The following is a 17,282-nucleotide window of genomic DNA, read 5'->3' as shown; positions in this document are numbered from 1 at the left end:
TCGCTTACAGCTTTCGGCATCACGCTCTGGTGAGTGGGAGGCCGTCTTCGTCAGTCCTTCAGGTTTTCAGGGTTGAGCGGCGCTTTCAGCCAGCTCTTCGAGCTTGCGTCGAGAGAACCATCGGAGATCATTGCGGCGACGCTGTCGTTGACAGCCTTCTTTAGGCCTTCCTCGCCCTTTCGGAGCGCGATGTGCGAGGGGGAGCTAAGGAGCTGGAACTTCTGCTCCGGCTTCAGCTCGTCCTGTCGTGCCAGAACCTGCGCACCGACATCGTTGCCGACGACCATCAATTGGGTCTGGCCGGATATGAAAGCCTGGATGACCGAATTGTAGTTCTCGAAGCGCTGGATCGCAGCGGAGGCAGGGGCGGCGGCCGTCAGCGACGTGTCTTCGAGCGTCCCACGATTGACGGCAACGGTCTTGTCGACAAGGTCTTCCTTACCGCTCACCTTCAGCGCAGCCGGACCGATGACGGCGATATAGTAGGGGGCGTATGGGGCGGCAAAATCGATAACCTCGGCACGCTCCTTCGAATAACCGACGCTCATCAGCAGGTCGACACGGTCGTCGTTCAGGTAGGCGATCCTGTTCTGGCCAGTAACGCTCACGAGATTAAGTTTCACGCCGAGCCCGTCGGCGATCTTCTGGGCGACGTCGACGTCATAGCCCTTGATGCTCATATCGGCGCTTGCCGAAGAGAAGGGCGGGAAATCGGAGAAGATGCCGATGTTAATCTCGCCTGCGGCTTTTATATCAGCAAGTTCGTCGGCCTGCGCGGCCCCTGCCAGGATGCCGAATACGGCAATTGCCGTGGTGGCGGTGTAGCGTAATTTCGTAAGAGCAGTCATGTCGTTCCCCTTTTTGAGATGTGTTGTGCGACAGGTGATGGATGGCAGCGGGCACGAAGCACGCTGCCGTTGCGGAGTTGGTTCTCAGGTCGCCTTTGTCCTGACCGCGGGACTGAACATCGCGAGGCACAGGAGTTCGAACAGGACCTGCGCGGCGATCTGCGCGGTGTTGGTGGTGTTGTCGTATTGCGGCGCGATTTCCACGACGTCGCCGCCGATGAGGTTGATGCCTTTGAAACCGCGCAGTAGGGTCAGGACCTCCCTCGGCTGAAGCCCGCCGACTTCTGGCGTGCCGGTTCCCGGAGCGAAGGCCGGATCGAGGCTGTCCACGTCGAAACTGAGATAGGTTGGACCAGCGCCGACAACCTCCAGAGCCTTTGCGATCACAGCCTTGAGGCCCATCTCCGCCACCTCTTCCGCGTGGATGACGGTCATGCCGGAGGCAAAGGAGAACTCCCAGAGATATTCGCCGCCGCCGCGGATGCCGATCTGGATCGTACGCTTCGGATCTAGCACGCCCGCCAGGACCGCCTCGCGGAAGGGCGCGCCGTGGTGGAACTTAGAGCCCTCATAGGGACCGGCGGTGTCGCAATGAGCGTCGATGTGGATCATGCCAACCGGCTGGCTGGCCGCCAGGCCCTTGAGAATGGCGCCGGAGATCGAATGGTCGCCGCCGACCGACAGTGGGATAACCCCGGTTGCCGCGATCATCCGGTAGCAGGCCTCGATGTCGACATGGCACTCGGCCAGGCCGAACCGGCTGCGCATCGGCACGTCGCCGACATCGGCGACCTTTAGCCCTCCCATTGGCGCGACACGCAGAACATGCTCGTAGGGGCCTACACGCTCGATCGCCCGGACGGCCCGCGGCCCCAGCCGCGCGCCGGCGCGATTGGTGACGCCGAGATCCATCGGCACGCCGATCAGAGCTACCTCAAGCGCCTCAAGGACCTCGGGCCGCAAGCCGTTCTCGATGAAACGGGCGTCCAGAAAGGTCGCAGGATCGGCGAAGGGCCATTTGCGGCTGTCGCCGTCCTTGAATACGCTCGCCGCCACGGCGCGGAAGTGTGGATCTTCCATCTCACCGCCTGCAGCGCTGCCGAAGCGCTTTCTCAAGTCTTCCAGAAAATCCCGGTCAATGGTCAAGGCAGGCTCCCAGGGTATTGATGCTGCCATCATCATCGGCGCCACCCGCTTTTCTTGGAACCGCGAAAATTCGAGAGGGGATATAACGATTCTTGATAGCTCGGATCCGCCAGGGCTCCGCAATGCGGGTAATGCGTTCATCGGGATATTCAGAAAACTTTATAACCCGGCGAGAATTTTCCCACTACCGCGGTTGGCAACCTCCAAGCAGTCTCCGACGCGAACGGTCCAGCAGAGGGCCGACAACAAAGGGGACCTACCATGTTGCACGATATGACACGCCGCCGCTTCCTCGGATCCGCCGCTGCCGCGGGGATTGCCGGCACAATGAGCGGGTTTGCGAGATCCGCCGCAGCCGGCAGCGGCAATCTCACCGCCGTTGAATGGGGCGGCGATGTCGTCGAAGCCATGAAGCAGATCGCCGCCGACCAGAATGCGGCGACGTTCGCCTGGGTTCTTCATCAGGGTGGCGCGGGCGCGATCCTGCCAAAGATCAAGGCCGTCTGGCCGAATGTCGACTACGACTATGTCGCCGGCTGGGAAGGCTCATTCAACAGTATGGTGAAGGAAGATTGGCTCGAGACCATTAATCCCGCCGATGTTCCCAACCTTGCGAATATTCCCGAGAAAATCATCATTCGTGATGGCAAGGGCAATATCAAAGCGGTCCCACGCGCAGTTGGCGGCATGTATTTCGGTGCCCGAACCGATACGGCTCCGATCGCTGTGAAGACCATCGATGATCTGCTCAGCCCCGATCTTAAGGGCGCGATCTGCTGGCCGGGCCCGACACAGAGCATGATGCTCCAGATTGTCGCGCTCGCCCTTCACGCTGGCGGCAGCGAAACGAATATGGAACCCGGATGGAAGCTCATGACGGAATTGGCGAAATCCGGCAATATCGGCCGCGTCGCCATCACTGATATCGATTTCACCAATTCGCTGACGTCGGGCGAGACATCCGTCGGCTTCTTCGCTGAGCCCGGCTGGGCGGCCGTGGCGAAAACCTTCCCGGTTACTCGTTTCACCAAGGACAGCAACTTCAGGGCCTTCCTCTACCAGAGCGGTTTCGGCGTACTGAAGAATAGACCGAACACCAAGGCAACGCTCGACTTCGTCAACTTCGCAATCAGCCCGGACATGAATTCACTCTACGCCAAGGTGGCGGGCGAAGCGCCGTTGAACAGCAAGGCGGTCACGCCCGACAATCTCAAGCATCTGTCCTTCACGTCGGACGAGTTTTCGAGCTTCGTTTATGTGCCGGACTACAATGTCGTTCTCGAACAGCAGGATGCCTGGTCCAAACGCTGGGAACAGGACATCGCCCCGTTGCTCTAAGGCACCTCGCGGCAGGTTATCGAGGGCGCGCATGGGCTTCGATAACCTCCCTTTCTCGTGGCCCGTAAGGGCGAGGAAAAGGCTGTTCCACCATGATCAAAGTAAGGCGGCAACCCGTTGCCATTTCTCTTCCTGATCGCCGAGATGCGGCCCTGACACTCGGGCCAGCCCTGCTGGTGTTCGCATTCGGTTTTCTGTCACCGTTAATCAATCTGGCAATCGAAAGCTTGAAGGAGTTTACGCCGGGGCGCGTCGGCTCCGTTGAAAATGCCGCGGCAACGGTCCAAAATTATTACGAGCTTGCAAACCAGGCGTTTGCGAGCGTCCTGCTGACGACTTTCTGGATCGGTGGAGTTGCCGCGATCATCGGTCAGCTTGTGGCATTCCCGCTGGCCTACTTTGTCGTGCGGCGCATTTCCCCGCGGATGCGCGCGCTCACCCTCGGCTTTTTGATTACGCTTGTTCTATCCAGCGTCCTGATCAAGACATACGCGATCGAACTGACCTTCGGGTCGGTTGGCATCTTCCGACCCCTCCTCTTGACACTTGGCCTTTCGCCCAACAGCCGCGAATATATCAATATCGTCGTTACTGTGGGTCTGGTTCACTCGATCATACCGGTCGCAACGCTAACGCTGATTGGCGCGATGCAATCGATCGATCCGCGTTTGCTCGATGCAGCCCAGTCGCTCGGCGCGCCGGGATGGAAAGCCCATCTGTCGATCACGCTTCCCCTGAGCTTCCCGGCTCTGATCTCAAGTACGCTTGTCTCGCTGACTTTCGCGATCAGCGCCTTCGTCATTCCCATGGTGCTCGGGAGGGGCCGGGTGCTTTTCATATCGAACGTCATCTACACCCGGTTCAGCGATATCGCCAACTATCCGAGCGGCGCGGCGATCTCGCTCGTCATGCTTGCCGCGGCCTTGGCGGTCGTCGCTGTCATAACGTTTGCGCAGGCCTGGAAGGTTTCCCGATGAGCAGACAATCTTTTGCAGCGCGAACCGCAGACCGGATCGCCGTTTCCCTCGCCGACGGTGTCATCGGCCTTGGATTGGCGTTCCTCGCCATCCCGTTGGTGATAACATGCCTCATGGCTTTCGACGCCAGGACCTACCTCGGTCCACTGCCGCCACCTGCCTTGTCGCTTCACTGGTTCGAACGGCTCGTCTCCCAGGCGGATATCCTTACCAGCCTACGCACCAGCCTCATCTTGGCGGTACTCACGACGGTTCTGTCCGTCACGATCGGAACTGCAGCGGCTGTCGGCCTTGCCCGTGGCAATTTTCCAGGAAAGGCAGCGCTGACTTCGGCCTTTCTCTCGCCACTCATCGTTCCTCCGGTCGTCATCGGATTCGGCCTGCTGCTTTTCCTTTCCAAGGCCGGTATTACAAATGGTATGGCGCGCCTGCTCCTCGGCCACGTGATCGTGACGTTGCCCTATTGCATAAGGACCAGTCTCGCCAGCCTTCTCGGCAGCGACCAACGATTGACGGAAGCCGCGATGGTTCTCGGCGCCACCGAGCGCCAGGCCTTCTGGACCATTACCCTACCGCTCATGCGGACGGGCGTTGTCACCGGTGCGATCTTCGCCTTCGCAATTTCTATAGATGACGTATCGATCAGTCTCTTTCTGAGCGATCCGTCCGCAACGACCTTGCCTGTTACGCTGGTCAGCAACATGCGCGCGGCTTTCGATCTGACGATCGCTGCGGCGGCCGTGGTCCTGATTGCCGTCACCGCGTTGCTGATCGTTGTGCTGGACCGTGTCGTCGGCTTCGACACCGTCGTCGGTCAGGGTTTGTTTCGTTCATGAGGACAATACGATGATTTCTGCCGTGGAATTTCAAGGGGTCAGCAAGCGCTTCGGTGAAACGATCGCCCTCGGTAATATCTCCTTCTCGGTGAACCCAGGAGAAACAATCGCACTGCTTGGACCGAGCGGCTGCGGCAAGACCACTATTCTTCGGCTCATTGCCGGATTCGAGCGGCCCGACAAAGGCTCGATCTTGATCGACGGCGAGCCGATGGCCGGATTGAAACCCTATGAGCGCAATGTCGGGCTGCTGTTCCAGCACTACGCTCTTTTCCCGCATATGACCGTCGAACAGAACATCGGCTACGGACTTCGCCATCGCAACCACCCGCCGGGGCAAATACCTCGCCGCATTGCCGAGATGCTTGAGCTCGTCCGGCTCGTCGGTTTCGGGCAGCGGCGGCCGCATCAGTTGAGCGGCGGCCAGCAGCAGCGTGTTGCGCTTGCGCGGGCGCTCGCCACCCATCCAAGCCTTGTTCTTCTGGATGAGCCTCTGTCGGCCCTCGACGCCAAACTTCGCCATGAGCTGCGCACCGAATTGAAAGATGTGCTCGCCGCGGTCGGCTCGACCGCGATCGTGGTAACCCACGACCAGGAGGAGGCGATGAGCCTGGGAGAGCGCATATTCGTGATGAACCGTGGAGAAATCATGCAATCCGGCAGGCCGGATGATGTGTATTGGCGTCCAGACTCGCGTTTCGTCGCGGATTTCATGGGGCGGACGAATTGGATTCATGGTTCGATTTCGGCCGCGGGCGGAACGGCTCGCAAATTTCGCTCCGAATCCGGCTGGGAGTTTCCGGTCGCGTCCACCGGAAGCCTTTCAGGTGCCGCCGAGATTTGCGTGAGGCCGGAAAGCGTCGAGATATCATCTGGTGCTCCGGGTGCTGGGGCCATGCCCGGACGCGTTGCCGACGTTGTGACACTCGGTGCCTTCAGGCATATCGTTCTGGACCTCGTCAGTGGCGACCGCATAATCTCGGCTTGCCCGAACCGTCCAGACATAGCCTTCGCGCGAGGGCAGGAGATCAGCGTTTCCATTCCCCCCACGGCATGCGTTCTCTTCGCGCGATAAGTTGGTATTGACGGGGCGCAGCTTGCACTGCGCCCCGTCTAAGGATCGCCAGTTGCCGGAAGAACATGGTTCGTCCAATATCCGCTTGTCGGCAGAGAGGCCCTCAGCACTCGAACGCCCAAACTATGGAATGCGGCTTCTGATGCTTGATCTCGATTCCTATCTGCTTCGTGCATTTCTGACCGTCGCGGAGATCGGCACCGTCAATGGCGCTGCCGTCAAGCTGAATAGAACGCAGGCGGCGGTGAGCATGCAGATTCGCAAGCTGGAGGAGCTTGTCGGTGTTACGCTGTTTTCGCGTTCGTCAAAAGGCCTCGAACTCACGAGCCATGGGCAGATCATGCTGGCTTATGCCCGCGAAATGGTCGCCCTCAGCGACGAGGTCGAGAAAAGGCTGACAGGCAAGATGATCGAGGACCGCATTCGCCTCGGCGTCGTTGAGGACTTCGCAGCCGGCCACCTGATCGACATTCTTAGTGACTTCAGAGCCCAGAACCCGAAGGTCGAGATCGACATCATTGTCGAGCCGAATCGCCGCCTCGCCAGCCTGTTTGAAGACAGGAAGCTGGATCTGGTGGTTTGCGACATCACCTGTCTGTCGCGAAAACCGACCCTAATCTGGACCGAATATTTGATGTGGACGGTCAGATCCGACTTCGTGGTGGATGCGGAAAAACCGCTTCCCATCATTATGTTCGAGGAGGAGTGTCCCTGGACGCTTCCGACGCTTGCGGCTCTGTCTCAGCGGAACATCAAGTGGAAGACGGCGTGCGTCGCATCGACTCTCGTGGCCATGGCGACTGCGGTTCGCGTCGGTATTGGTATCGCGCCAATGATGCTCACGACAAAACCGGAGGGCTGCCGGACACTTGACCGATCGGCGGATCTGCCCGGTCCGGTGCGCATCGAGATCGGTCTGTATTCTCAGTCCGAGACGGCCGAAGGCGCGCGCTACCTTGTGGACTTCATTTCGCGGCATACGGCCATATTGTCCAGCTAGGAGCGTTCAGCTTCCATTATATCGGGTCAATTTAATTCCCTCTACCGCGATGGCGAGCGAAGCACCACAGTGATCGGATGAAGGGTCGACGACCCAATCTCAAGCATTCATGGAAGTCTGCGAATACGATGATGGGGCAAGCCAAAGTTGACGAAACTCTCCTCGCAGATGCCGCCTATCTGCCCGGCCAGGTCGCAAACCTCACGAGGGGAGCGAGCGTGACGGCGCAAACCAACGAAATACTGGAGCGCATCAATGACATGCTGCTACGCGAAGGTACCGACAAGTCAGAGATCATTCTCGCCAACATTTGGCTCAGGGACCTTGCCTCATTCGAGGAAATGAACAGAGCCTGGGATGCTTGGATGCCGGATAGCGGAACGCCACGGCGGGCAACGTTTGAGGACAAGAATCTCCCGCCGATGTGCGCCATCCGTATTGACGTAGCCGCGTCGCGAAAGAGTGAGGCCGGGCAAATTTGAGGCGCGGCATTCGTCATCTTCATACCTTGTCAGCGAAGCCGGACCGGAAGTGCTCTTGAAGCCGGATGGCCCACATTTCGTCGAAGAACGATATGTCTTGCTAGGGGCAAAGATTGCGGATGCGTTACGACCTTTTGTGGCTCAAGAAATCACATAAGCGGTAAGGGCGAAAGCTGCTCTCTGGCGGCATTGCTATAGAATTCCGCACTTTCGGCATCACGCTTTAAGGCCGGATGACGCAGACATTGGCCTCGTAGGCGCAGGGGTCATCCTGGACGGCGACGTCGATGACCTTTGCCTTCGGGGCCGTCGGCTCGGGCCGTGCCGCCGAATAATATCCGTATCCGTTGCCGCCGACATAAGTCCCGCCATCGACCTGATAGGCATAAGAGCCGGCATAGCTGTCGCCGCTGTCGCCACCCGGCGGCTGGGGTGCGATGATGATCAGGCCGCCGCGAGCGACGCGATTGGTCGCCGCCGACGAAAACTGCTTCAAGAACGGCATCCGCTCTCTGTGGTGCCCGCGGCCATAGGCGCTGTCGAAACGGATGCCGCGATCGCGCCAGCCCATATGTCGGCCGAGAAACAACCCGTTGTGAAAGGCGTGGCGATGGCCAACGACGCGTTGATCGGCGAAGCGATGATCAAAACGGCGCTCGCCGGCGGTGGCGGGGAAGACGGCAAGTGCAGACAGGGCAAGCAGAGTGACTGCGGATAGACTGCGAAACATGGGCGCCGGCCTCCGGAATTCCGATCGTTAACAAATCGTTAACGCCAGATTGCGCCAAAAGCAGCAGTTTGTCCATGCGGCTCGGGAGAAGGGCAAAATTATTGAGCCGAAAACACCAGTTTCGTTAGCCTGCAAATTTCGTGGTAACCCCAATCGATTAAATTAAGGCAAGACAGCGATTGTGCTTGTCGTCGGCGTTTCCGGTGATTAAACGTCGCAATTGATGCAACGCACACAGAGAATTCGTCATTCGTGTGGTTGACTGAGCATGCTCCGAAATCCGGGAGCGCAGAGAAGCCGCCGCGAGGTTCTGATGGCGAACGTGACAAATAACCGGCCCCTGTCGCCGCATTTGCAAATTTACAAACCTATTCCCACCATGGTCATGTCCATCGTCCACCGCATTACCGGCGGTGCGCTCTATGTCGGCACGCTGCTGGTTGCCTGGTGGCTGATCGCGGCGGCAAGCGGCCAGGGCTCTTATGACTGGGCCAACTGGGTGCTCGGCAGCCTTCTCGGCAAGCTCGTGCTGCTCGGCTATACCTGGGCGCTGCTGCACCACATGCTCGGCGGCTTCCGCCACTTCATGTGGGATCTCGGCTACGGCTTCGGGAAAGAATTCTCGACCAAGCTCGCCATCGCCAACATCGTCGGGTCGCTCTGTCTGACCGTGCTGGTCTGGGTGATCGGCTTCCTCATTCGCTTCTGAAGGTCCTCTCATGGATATGCGCACCCCCCTCGGCAAGGTTCGCGGGCTCGGCTCCGCCAAGGACGGCACGGATCATTTCTGGCGCCAGCGTCTGACGGCCGTCGCCAATGTTCCGCTCATCCTGTTCTTCCTCTTCTTCATGATCGCCTATGCCGGCGCGCCCTATGCGGATGTGGTTCGCGCGCTGTCGAACCCCTTCGTCGCGGTCGTCATGGGGCTGATGGTGATCTCAGGCGTCATCCATATGAAGCTCGGCATGCAGGTCATCATCGAGGATTACGTGCACGGCGAGTTCGGCAAGATCGCTCTCCTAATGCTGAACACCTTCTTCGCGATCCTGATCGCCGGCCTCTGTCTCTTCGCCATTCTGAAAATCGCATTCGTAGGATAAGCGCGCTATGGCACCGACTTCACCCGCCCAGAACGGCAAGGCCTACAAATATGTCGATCACTCCTACGACGTGATCGTCGTCGGCGCCGGCGGCGCCGGCTTGCGCGCCACGCTGGGGATGGCCGAGCAGGGTTTCCGCACGGCCTGCATCACCAAAGTGTTCCCGACCCGCTCGCACACGGTCGCGGCGCAGGGCGGCATTGCCGCCTCGCTGCGCAACATGACGCCCGACAGCTGGCAGTGGCACCTCTACGACACCGTCAAGGGGTCCGACTGGCTTGGCGACGTCGACGCCATGCAGTATCTGACCATGGAAGCGCCGAAGGCGGTCTATGAGCTCGAGCATTACGGCGTGCCGTTCTCGCGCAACGAAGAAGGCAAGATCTACCAGCGCCCGTTCGGCGGCCATATGCAGAATTACGGCGAAGGCCCGCCGGTGCAGCGCACCTGCGCCGTTGCCGACCGTACCGGCCACGCCATCCTGCATACGCTCTACGGCCAGTCGCTGCGCCACAACGCCGAATTCTTCATCGAGTATTTCGCGCTCGATTTGATCATGTCGGAAGACGGCAGCCGCTGCACCGGCGTCGTCGCCTGGTGCCTCGATGACGGCACCATCCATCGCTTCGCCGCCAAGATGGTGGTGCTGGCGACCGGCGGCTACGGCCGCGCCTATTTCTCGGCAACCTCGGCCCATACCTGCACCGGCGACGGCGGCGGCATGGTGGCACGCGCCGGCCTGCCGCTGCAGGACATGGAATTCGTCCAGTTCCACCCGACCGGCATCTATGGTTCGGGCTGTCTGATCACCGAAGGTGCGCGGGGCGAAGGCGGCTACCTCGTCAATTCCGAGGGCGAGCGCTTCATGGAGCGTTACGCGCCGTCGGCCAAGGACCTTGCCTCGCGCGACGTCGTCTCGCGCTGCATGACGCTGGAGATCCGCGAAGGCCGCGGCGTCGGCAAGAACAAGGACCACATCTTCCTGCATCTCGACCATCTCGATCCGGCCGTGCTGCACGAGCGGCTGCCGGGCATTTCCGAGAGCGCCAAGATTTTCGCCGGCGTCGATGTCACCCGCGAGCCGATCCCGGTTCTGCCCACCGTCCATTACAATATGGGCGGCATTCCCACCAATTATTGGGGCGAAGTGCTGAACGCCGACAGCGCCAATCCGGAACGGATCATCCCCGGGCTGATGGCCGTCGGCGAAGCAGGCTGCGCCTCGGTGCACGGCGCCAACCGCCTCGGCTCCAACTCGCTGATCGACCTCGTGGTCTTCGGCCGTGCGGCGGCGATCCGTGCTGGCGAGGTGATCGACCGCGCAGCGCCGATCCCGCATCTCAATGTCGCGGCCTGCGACAAGATCATGGACCGTTTCGATGGGCTGCGTCACGCCAGCGGCGGCACGCCGACGGCGGAACTGCGCGAGAAGATGCAGCGCGCCATGCAGGAAGACGCGGCCGTCTTCCGCACGCAGGAATCGCTGGAATCCGGTTGCCGGCGCATCTCGGCGATCTGGCAGGAAATGCGCGATATCAAGGTCACCGACCGCTCGATGATCTGGAACTCGGATCTTGTGGAGACGCTGGAGCTGCAGAACCTGATGGCCAACGCCATCACGACGATCTATGGCGCCGAAGCCCGCAAGGAAAGCCGCGGTTCGCATGCCCGCGAGGATTATACCGAGGGTGCATTCGCCGGCCGCGACGACGTCAACTGGCGCAAGCACACGCTTGCCTGGGTCGGCGAAGCAGGCGACGTCAAGCTCGACTACCGCCCGGTCCACACCCAGCTGATCGCCGAAGGCATCGATCCGTACAAGATCGAGCCGAAAGCTCGCGTGTACTGATCTCAAGAGGAACCGGATATGGTTGAACTCGCTCTCCCCAAGAATTCTCAGATGCGCGAAGGCAAGGTCTGGCCGAAGCCGGCGGGTGCGACGAACACCCGCGAATTCCGCGTCTATCGCTGGAGCCCGGATGACGGGCAGAACCCGTCGATCGATACCTTCTATATCGATGTCGACGATTGCGGCCCGATGGTGCTCGACGGCCTGCTCTACATCAAGAACAAGATCGACCCGACGCTGACGCTGCGCCGTTCCTGTCGCGAGGGCATCTGCGGCTCCTGCGCGATGAATATCGACGGCACCAACACGCTCGCCTGCACCAAGGGACTCGACGATATCACCGGCGCGGTGAAGATCTATCCGCTGCCGCATTTGCCTGTCGTCAAGGATCTGGTGCCGGATCTCACCAACTTCTACGCCCAGCATCGTTCGATCGAACCCTGGCTGAAGACGGTGTCGCCGGCGCCCGCCAAGGAGTGGAAGCAGAGCCACGAGGACCGGCAGAAGCTCGACGGCCTCTATGAATGCATCCTCTGCGCCTGCTGCTCGACCTCCTGTCCGAGCTACTGGTGGAACGGCGACCGCTATCTCGGCCCGGCCGTTTTGCTGCAGGCCTATCGCTGGCTGATCGATTCCAGAGATGAGGCGACCGGCGAACGTCTCGACAATCTCGAGGACCCATTCCGCCTTTACCGCTGCCACACGATCATGAACTGCGCGCAGACCTGCCCGAAGGGCCTCAACCCGGCCAAGGCGATCGCCGAAATCAAGAAGATGATGGTCGAGCGCCGGGTCTGATCAGCACATGCATGCCGACGGCGGAATAGACGGCTTCGATCCCGAAGCCGTCAAAGAGATCAGGTCACGGCTCGCCTCGGTGCGCGAGCAGGGTATCCGTATCAGTTTTGCAATCGAAAGCGGCAGCCGCGCCTGGGGATTTCCTTCGCCCGATAGCGATTATGACTGCCGCTTCGTCTATATCCGTCCGGTCGAGCATCATCTCGCCCTTAGGTCTGTGCGCGATGTCATCGAATTTCCGATCATTGGCGACATCGACACTGGTGGCTGGGATCTGCGAAAGGCGCTGCTGCTTGCGCTGAAGGGAAACGCGGTGGTGGTCGAATGGCTGAAATCGCCGATCGCTTATGAAGAGGAAGTGGGTTTTCGCTCGCGTCTCGCCGCGCTGCTCGATCTCGTCATGGTGCCGGAAAAGGTCGCCGCCCATTATGTCGGGCTCATGCGGCAGCATTTTCAGAGCCAGGGCGAGGGGGCGATCAAGCTGAAGAAGTTTCTTTATGCCGTGCGTCCGGCCATCGCGCTCGAATGGATGCGGCAGCGCTCGTTTCGCGTGCTGCCACCGATGAATATGCTGGAATGCCTCGAGGCGATCTCGATCGCTCCCGACCTTCGAACGGCGATACTCGATCTGGTGCATGTCAAGAAACAGACGCGCGAAATGGGGGAGGGGCTGCCGCCGATGCTCGTGCAATCCTTTCTGAAGAACTCGTTCGAGCGTTATTCCGAGATATTGCGGGAGTTCGACAAGGATCCGGACAGAGATCAGCACGCGCAACACCTTGCTGACAAATTCTATGTGCAGGAAGTTTTGCAGCGGGACAGTTGAACTGTATCGTTTTTCGGTTAGTTGTTGTCACGGGCAATTTATGCAGTCCGACTTGATTAACCAAAGCGAGTTACGATAGTCGGACTTGTCTCACGCCCGTTTCTCTGCGGCGCTAGCCGAACTCAGGAGTATGATGATGCAGTTGCGATATGCGATGACAGGTCTGGTGGTGGCTCTCGCGCTAGCCGGTTGTCAGCGTACGGCATATGATTACAGCTCCAGCCCGAATGCCGGGCCGGCGCCGTTGACGGCGCAGCCGGTTCCCTCGGTGCAGGGCGGGCAGCTTCCGCCGGTCAACAACTCGCAGTTTCCAGCGGCGCCGGCGTCGACGGCACCGATGCCGGGCGCGCAGCCCGGTGCAATGGCCGCGAACGCGCTCGATGTGACCAAGGAATCGATGGTCGGAAGCTGGCGCGTCAATGGCAGCTGCGACATGTTCCTGACGCTGACCAATCTCGGCAGCGGTTCGCGCGGCGGCACACGCGGCTGCGTCGGCGAGCTGACGGCGATGGGTTCCTGGGAGGTTGCCGGCAAGCAGGTGCTGCTCAAGGACCGCTCGGGCAATCAGCTCGGCAGCGTCTACAAGACGGCCGACAACCGCTTCGAGGGCCAGACCAGCACCGGCCAGCAGATCAGCCTCAGCCGGTAAAGGAACCGGCGGGGTAAGCCAACCGGCGCGGTAAACGATCCGGCGGGCCTCCGCCGATGACTGACAGGCGGATATGCCCTCATGCAACCCATGCCGGACTACGCGCTCAGCGTCTGCGAACAGCTTAAAGCGCTGACTGCCTCGGGCGCGCTTCAGGTCGATTCCGCCCAGATGGACGTGGCAAAGAGCCTCGATCGGGTGCTGGCCGGGCTGAAGCAGCGGCGACCGGCGGCAAAATCGAGCGCGCTTGGCTGGCTGTTTGCCGCGAAGAAAAAGTCCGCCGTTGGCATCAAGGGGCTTTACATCCATGGCAGCGTCGGGCGCGGCAAGACCATGCTGATGGACATGTTCTTCTTGATGGCGCCGTGCAGGAAGAAGCGCCGGGCGCATTTCCACGAATTCATGGCGGATGTGCACAACCGTATCGCGGCGCACCGGCTGAAGCTCAAGAACGGCGAGACGAAACAGGCCGATCCGATGCCGCCGGTTGCCGCAGCCCTCTACGAGGAAGCGGAGCTGCTCTGCTTCGACGAATTCACGGTCACCGATATCGCCGATGCGATGATCCTGTCGCGGCTGTTCTCCGAGCTTTTCGCGCGCGGATGCGTGCTGGTCGCGACCTCGAATGTCGAGCCCGACAATCTTTATACGGATGGTCTCAATCGCAGCCTGTTCCTGCCCTTCGTCGCGCTTCTCAAGCAGCATGTCGATGTCGTCACCCTGGATTCGCCGACGGACTACCGGATGGAGAAGCTGAATAGCCAGCCGGTCTATCTGGTGCCGATCAACGAGCACAATGACATGGCGATGGAGGCCTCCTGGACGCAGGCGCTGCATGGGCGCAAGGCGCTGCCGCTGGATATTCCGATGAAGGGGCGCCATATCCATGTGCCGCTCGCCGTCGATCGGATGGCGCGGTTCTCCTTCGCCGATCTTTGCGAGAAGCCGCTCGGTGCTGCCGACTTCCTCGCCATCGCCGAGCGCTTCGATATGGTGTTTGTCGATCACGTTCCCTTGCTGGGGCCGGAAAAGCGCAACCAGATCAAGCGCTTCATCATTCTCGTCGACACGTTCTACGATCACGCCGTGCGGCTTTACATTTCCGCCGCCGCCATGCCGGAGGAACTTTTGGTGCACCGCCGGGGCGCCGAAGGCTTCGAATTCGACCGCACCGCGTCACGTCTGTTCGAGATGCGCAGTGCCGAATATCTTGCGCTCCATCATGAGAAGCGCGCCGCCGAGTAACAATTCAGTGACACACTGTCTTACGTTTACGTAAGAATTTTTGTATCTAAACGATTGAAAATGCTGCATCAAAATTAATGGATTGCCATTTTTAGGCTTTGGGTCTATGCGATTGCGTCATTGGACGGTGCCTTGCTGGGCGTCGCTCGACGAATTTGATCGCAAAGGAAACAGCGAAATGGCGCGTAACAAGATCGCACTCATTGGTTCTGGCATGATTGGTGGCACGCTGGCGCACCTCGCCGGCCTGAAGGAACTGGGCGACATCGTCCTCTTCGACATTGCCGACGGCATCCCCCAGGGCAAGGGTCTCGATATTTCCCAGTCCTCGCCGGTCGAAGGCTTCGACGTCAACCTGACGGGCGCCAGCGACTACTCCGCGATCGAAGGCGCCGATGTCTGCATCGTCACCGCAGGCGTTGCCCGCAAGCCGGGCATGAGCCGCGACGATCTGCTCGGCATCAACCTCAAGGTCATGGAACAGGTCGGCGCCGGCATCAAGAAATATGCCCCGAACGCCTTCGTGATCTGCATCACCAACCCGCTCGACGCCATGGTCTGGGCGCTGCAGAAGTTTTCCGGCCTTCCGGCCAACAAGGTCGTCGGCATGGCCGGCGTTCTCGACTCCTCGCGCTTCCGCCTCTTCCTCGCCAAGGAATTCAATGTCTCCGTCCAGGACGTGACGGCCTTCGTTCTTGGCGGCCACGGCGACACGATGGTGCCGCTCGCCCGCTATTCGACGGTCGGCGGCATTCCGCTCACCGACCTCGTCACCATGGGCTGGGTCACCAAGGAGCGCTTGGAAGAAATCATCCAGCGCACCCGTGACGGCGGCGCTGAGATCGTCGGCCTGCTGAAGACCGGTTCGGCCTATTACGCCCCGGCCGCCTCGGCGATCGAGATGGCTGAATCCTACCTCAAGGACAAGAAGCGCGTTCTGCCCTGCGCCGCTCACCTCAGCGGCCAGTACGGCGTCAAGGACATGTATGTCGGCGTTCCCACCGTCATCGGCGCCGGCGGCGTCGAACGCATCATCGAGATCGATCTCAACAAGACTGAGAAGGAAGCCTTCGACAAGTCCGTCGGCGCCGTCGCCGGTCTCTGCGAAGCCTGCATCAACATCGCGCCTTCGCTGAAGTAGTCGACGCGCTGAAGTCATAGAACAGGGATAGACCCATGAACATTCATGAATATCAGGCCAAGGCTCTGCTGAAGGGCTATGGCGCGCCGGTTGCCGAGGGTGTGGCTATTCTCAAGGTCGAAGAGGCCGAGGCTGCCGCCAAGTCGCTTCCCGGCCCGCTTTACGTGGTCAAGAGCCAGATCCACGCCGGCGGCCGCGGCAAGGGCAAGTTCAAGGAACTGGGCCCCGATGCCAAGGGCGGCGTGCGTCTCGCCAAGTCGATCGACGAAGTGGTCGCCCATGCCAAGGAAATGCTCGGGCATACGCTGGTGACGGCGCAGACCGGCGACGCCGGCAAGCAGGTCAACCGCCTCTACATCGAAGACGGCGCCGACATTGCTCGCGAGCTCTATTGCTCGCTGCTGGTCGATCGTTCGGTCGGCCGCGTGGCCTTCGTGGTTTCCACCGAAGGCGGCATGGACATTGAAGCTGTCGCCCATGACACGCCGGAGAAGATCCAGACGGTCGCCATCGATCCGGAAGCCGGCGTGACGGCTGCCGACGTGGCTGCGATCGTCAAGGCGCTCGCGCTCGATGGTGCGGCCGCCGAAGACGCCAAGTCGCTCTTCCCGGCGCTCTACAAGGCCTTCAACGAAAAGGACATGGCGCTGCTCGAGGTCAATCCGCTGATCGTCATGAAGGACGGTCGCCTGCGCGTTCTCGACGCCAAAATGTCCTTCGACGGCAATGCGCTCTTCCGTCACGACGACGTCAAGACGCTGCGCGACGAAACCGAAGAAGACGCCAAGGAAATCGAGGCCTCGAAGTGGGATCTCGCCTATGTCGCGCTCGACGGCAATATCGGCTGCATGGTCAACGGCGCGGGCCTCGCCATGGCGACGATGGATATCATCAAGCTTTACGGCAAGGAGCCGGCCAACTTCTGCGACGTCGGCGGCGGCGCCGGCAAGGAGAAGGTTGCGGCGGCTTTCAAGATCATCACCGCAGACCCCAAGGTCGAAGGCATTCTCGTCAACATCTTCGGCGGCATCATGAAGTGCGATGTAATCGCCGAGGGCGTCATTGCCGCGGTCAAGGAAGTCGGCCTCAAGGTTCCGCTGGTCGTTCGCCTTGAAGGCACCAATGTCGAGCTCGGCAAGAAGATCCTGAACGAGTCGGGTCTGGCGATCACGGCGGCTGACGACTTGGACGATGCGGCCAAGAAGATCGTCGCGGCGATCAACGGCTAATTTTGAAGGATCT

General features: G+C 60.4%; 18 protein-coding genes. 15 read left to right on the top strand and 3 right to left on the bottom strand.

Translation table 11 applies throughout. From position 1 onward, the window contains the following. Window positions 1-50: 50 nt before the first annotated feature. Window positions 51-848, bottom strand: a complete 798-nt coding sequence (locus tag AMK05_RS21030; RefSeq protein ID WP_049733442.1) for a transporter substrate-binding domain-containing protein — start codon at window positions 846-848, stop codon at window positions 51-53. A gap of 84 nt (window positions 849-932) precedes the next feature. Then, a complete protein-coding gene (gene speB / locus AMK05_RS21025) occupies window positions 933-1,994 on the bottom strand; it encodes an agmatinase (protein ID WP_171899812.1) in 1,062 nt (353 codons plus the stop codon). Window positions 1,995-2,255: 261 nt separating this feature from the next. Here speB and AMK05_RS21020 point away from each other — a divergent pair, with 261 nt between their 5' ends. The 6 genes from AMK05_RS21020 (at window position 2,256) to AMK05_RS20995 (ending at window position 7,702) form a co-directional block, all read left to right on the top strand. Beyond that, entirely contained in the window at window positions 2,256-3,332 is a 1,077-nt protein-coding gene (locus AMK05_RS21020) for an extracellular solute-binding protein (RefSeq protein ID WP_064840984.1), read from the top strand. Window positions 3,333-3,424: 92 nt separating this feature from the next. Continuing rightward, on the top strand, window positions 3,425-4,309 hold the full coding sequence (locus tag AMK05_RS21015; RefSeq protein WP_064840983.1) for an ABC transporter permease: 885 nt from the start codon (window positions 3,425-3,427) through the stop codon (window positions 4,307-4,309). Next, complete coding sequence (locus tag AMK05_RS21010) at window positions 4,306-5,145, top strand: ABC transporter permease (RefSeq protein WP_049733445.1); 840 nt, start codon at window positions 4,306-4,308, stop codon at window positions 5,143-5,145. Before AMK05_RS21015 ends, AMK05_RS21010 begins: the two co-directional genes overlap by 4 nt. Before the next feature lie 10 nt (window positions 5,146-5,155). Continuing rightward, window positions 5,156-6,220 (top strand): ABC transporter ATP-binding protein, encoded by a 1,065-nt coding sequence (locus AMK05_RS21005; RefSeq protein WP_049733446.1) that lies wholly within the window; start codon window positions 5,156-5,158, stop codon window positions 6,218-6,220. A gap of 130 nt (window positions 6,221-6,350) precedes the next feature. Further along, complete coding sequence (locus AMK05_RS21000) at window positions 6,351-7,220, top strand: LysR family transcriptional regulator (RefSeq protein ID WP_171899838.1); 870 nt, start codon at window positions 6,351-6,353, stop codon at window positions 7,218-7,220. A gap of 128 nt (window positions 7,221-7,348) precedes the next feature. Then, complete coding sequence (locus AMK05_RS20995) at window positions 7,349-7,702, top strand: RidA family protein (RefSeq protein WP_049733447.1); 354 nt, start codon at window positions 7,349-7,351, stop codon at window positions 7,700-7,702. A 223-nt stretch (window positions 7,703-7,925) separates the two neighbouring features. Here AMK05_RS20995 and AMK05_RS20990 read toward each other — a convergent pair whose 3' ends face one another. Continuing rightward, entirely contained in the window at window positions 7,926-8,432 is a 507-nt protein-coding gene (locus AMK05_RS20990; protein ID WP_064840982.1) for a hypothetical protein, read from the bottom strand. 313 nt (window positions 8,433-8,745) lie between these two features. Here AMK05_RS20990 and sdhC point away from each other — a divergent pair, with 313 nt between their 5' ends. From sdhC to sucC, 9 genes are all read left to right on the top strand, one after another. Further along, window positions 8,746-9,141 carry a succinate dehydrogenase, cytochrome b556 subunit gene (gene sdhC / locus AMK05_RS20985; protein WP_064841476.1) on the top strand — a complete coding sequence of 132 codons (396 nt, stop codon included), beginning with the start codon at window positions 8,746-8,748 and terminating at the stop codon, window positions 9,139-9,141. Between the two features lie 10 nt (window positions 9,142-9,151). Further along, complete coding sequence (sdhD, locus tag AMK05_RS20980; RefSeq protein WP_003567272.1) at window positions 9,152-9,532, top strand: succinate dehydrogenase, hydrophobic membrane anchor protein; 381 nt, start codon at window positions 9,152-9,154, stop codon at window positions 9,530-9,532. A gap of 7 nt (window positions 9,533-9,539) precedes the next feature. Next, complete coding sequence (sdhA, locus tag AMK05_RS20975; protein WP_049733449.1) at window positions 9,540-11,381, top strand: succinate dehydrogenase flavoprotein subunit; 1,842 nt, start codon at window positions 9,540-9,542, stop codon at window positions 11,379-11,381. A gap of 18 nt (window positions 11,382-11,399) precedes the next feature. Then, window positions 11,400-12,179 (top strand): succinate dehydrogenase iron-sulfur subunit, encoded by a 780-nt coding sequence (locus AMK05_RS20970; protein WP_049733450.1) that lies wholly within the window; start codon window positions 11,400-11,402, stop codon window positions 12,177-12,179. 7 nt (window positions 12,180-12,186) lie between these two features. Beyond that, window positions 12,187-13,005: a nucleotidyltransferase domain-containing protein gene (locus tag AMK05_RS20965; RefSeq protein WP_064840981.1), complete on the top strand. Its 819-nt coding sequence runs from the start codon at window positions 12,187-12,189 to the stop codon at window positions 13,003-13,005. 136 nt (window positions 13,006-13,141) lie between these two features. Beyond that, a complete protein-coding gene (locus AMK05_RS20960) occupies window positions 13,142-13,654 on the top strand; it encodes a protease inhibitor Inh/omp19 family protein (RefSeq protein WP_064840980.1) in 513 nt (170 codons plus the stop codon). A gap of 81 nt (window positions 13,655-13,735) precedes the next feature. Continuing rightward, complete coding sequence (zapE, locus tag AMK05_RS20955) at window positions 13,736-14,899, top strand: cell division protein ZapE (protein ID WP_064840979.1); 1,164 nt, start codon at window positions 13,736-13,738, stop codon at window positions 14,897-14,899. 178 nt (window positions 14,900-15,077) lie between these two features. After that, entirely contained in the window at window positions 15,078-16,040 is a 963-nt protein-coding gene (mdh, locus tag AMK05_RS20950) for a malate dehydrogenase (RefSeq protein ID WP_049733453.1), read from the top strand. A gap of 35 nt (window positions 16,041-16,075) precedes the next feature. Beyond that, window positions 16,076-17,269, top strand: coding sequence for an ADP-forming succinate--CoA ligase subunit beta (gene sucC, locus AMK05_RS20945; RefSeq protein ID WP_064840978.1), 1,194 nt, complete (start codon window positions 16,076-16,078; stop codon window positions 17,267-17,269). The last annotated feature ends 13 nt before the right edge of the window (window positions 17,270-17,282 follow it).

The sequence above is a fragment of the Rhizobium sp. N324 genome (assembly GCF_001664485.1).
In the GTDB taxonomy this organism is placed as follows: Bacteria; Pseudomonadota; Alphaproteobacteria; order Rhizobiales; family Rhizobiaceae; genus Rhizobium.
The sequence above is the reverse complement of the archived record's forward strand: the minus strand, read 5'-3'. Positions and strand labels throughout refer to the sequence as shown.

Excerpts from the sequence above, each read along its gene's own strand:
- AMK05_RS21030 (WP_049733442.1), bottom strand. The coding sequence starts at position 848 with ATGACTGCTCTTACGAAATTACGCTACACCGCCACCACGGCAATTGCC.
- AMK05_RS21020 (WP_064840984.1), top strand. The coding sequence starts at position 2,256 with ATGTTGCACGATATGACACGCCGCCGCTTCCTCGGATCCGCCGCTGCC.
- AMK05_RS21015 (WP_064840983.1), top strand. The coding sequence starts at position 3,425 with ATGATCAAAGTAAGGCGGCAACCCGTTGCCATTTCTCTTCCTGATCGC.
- AMK05_RS21010 (WP_049733445.1), top strand. The coding sequence starts at position 4,306 with ATGAGCAGACAATCTTTTGCAGCGCGAACCGCAGACCGGATCGCCGTT.
- AMK05_RS21005 (WP_049733446.1), top strand. The coding sequence starts at position 5,156 with ATGATTTCTGCCGTGGAATTTCAAGGGGTCAGCAAGCGCTTCGGTGAA.
- AMK05_RS21000 (WP_171899838.1), top strand. The coding sequence starts at position 6,351 with ATGCGGCTTCTGATGCTTGATCTCGATTCCTATCTGCTTCGTGCATTT.
- AMK05_RS20995 (WP_049733447.1), top strand. The coding sequence starts at position 7,349 with ATGATGGGGCAAGCCAAAGTTGACGAAACTCTCCTCGCAGATGCCGCC.
- AMK05_RS20990 (WP_064840982.1), bottom strand. The coding sequence starts at position 8,432 with ATGTTTCGCAGTCTATCCGCAGTCACTCTGCTTGCCCTGTCTGCACTT.
- sdhC (WP_064841476.1), top strand. The coding sequence starts at position 8,746 with ATGGCGAACGTGACAAATAACCGGCCCCTGTCGCCGCATTTGCAAATT.
- sdhD (WP_003567272.1), top strand. The coding sequence starts at position 9,152 with ATGGATATGCGCACCCCCCTCGGCAAGGTTCGCGGGCTCGGCTCCGCC.
- sdhA (WP_049733449.1), top strand. The coding sequence starts at position 9,540 with ATGGCACCGACTTCACCCGCCCAGAACGGCAAGGCCTACAAATATGTC.
- AMK05_RS20970 (WP_049733450.1), top strand. The coding sequence starts at position 11,400 with ATGGTTGAACTCGCTCTCCCCAAGAATTCTCAGATGCGCGAAGGCAAG.
- AMK05_RS20965 (WP_064840981.1), top strand. The coding sequence starts at position 12,187 with ATGCATGCCGACGGCGGAATAGACGGCTTCGATCCCGAAGCCGTCAAA.
- AMK05_RS20960 (WP_064840980.1), top strand. The coding sequence starts at position 13,142 with ATGCAGTTGCGATATGCGATGACAGGTCTGGTGGTGGCTCTCGCGCTA.
- zapE (WP_064840979.1), top strand. The coding sequence starts at position 13,736 with ATGCAACCCATGCCGGACTACGCGCTCAGCGTCTGCGAACAGCTTAAA.
- mdh (WP_049733453.1), top strand. The coding sequence starts at position 15,078 with ATGGCGCGTAACAAGATCGCACTCATTGGTTCTGGCATGATTGGTGGC.
- sucC (WP_064840978.1), top strand. The coding sequence starts at position 16,076 with ATGAACATTCATGAATATCAGGCCAAGGCTCTGCTGAAGGGCTATGGC.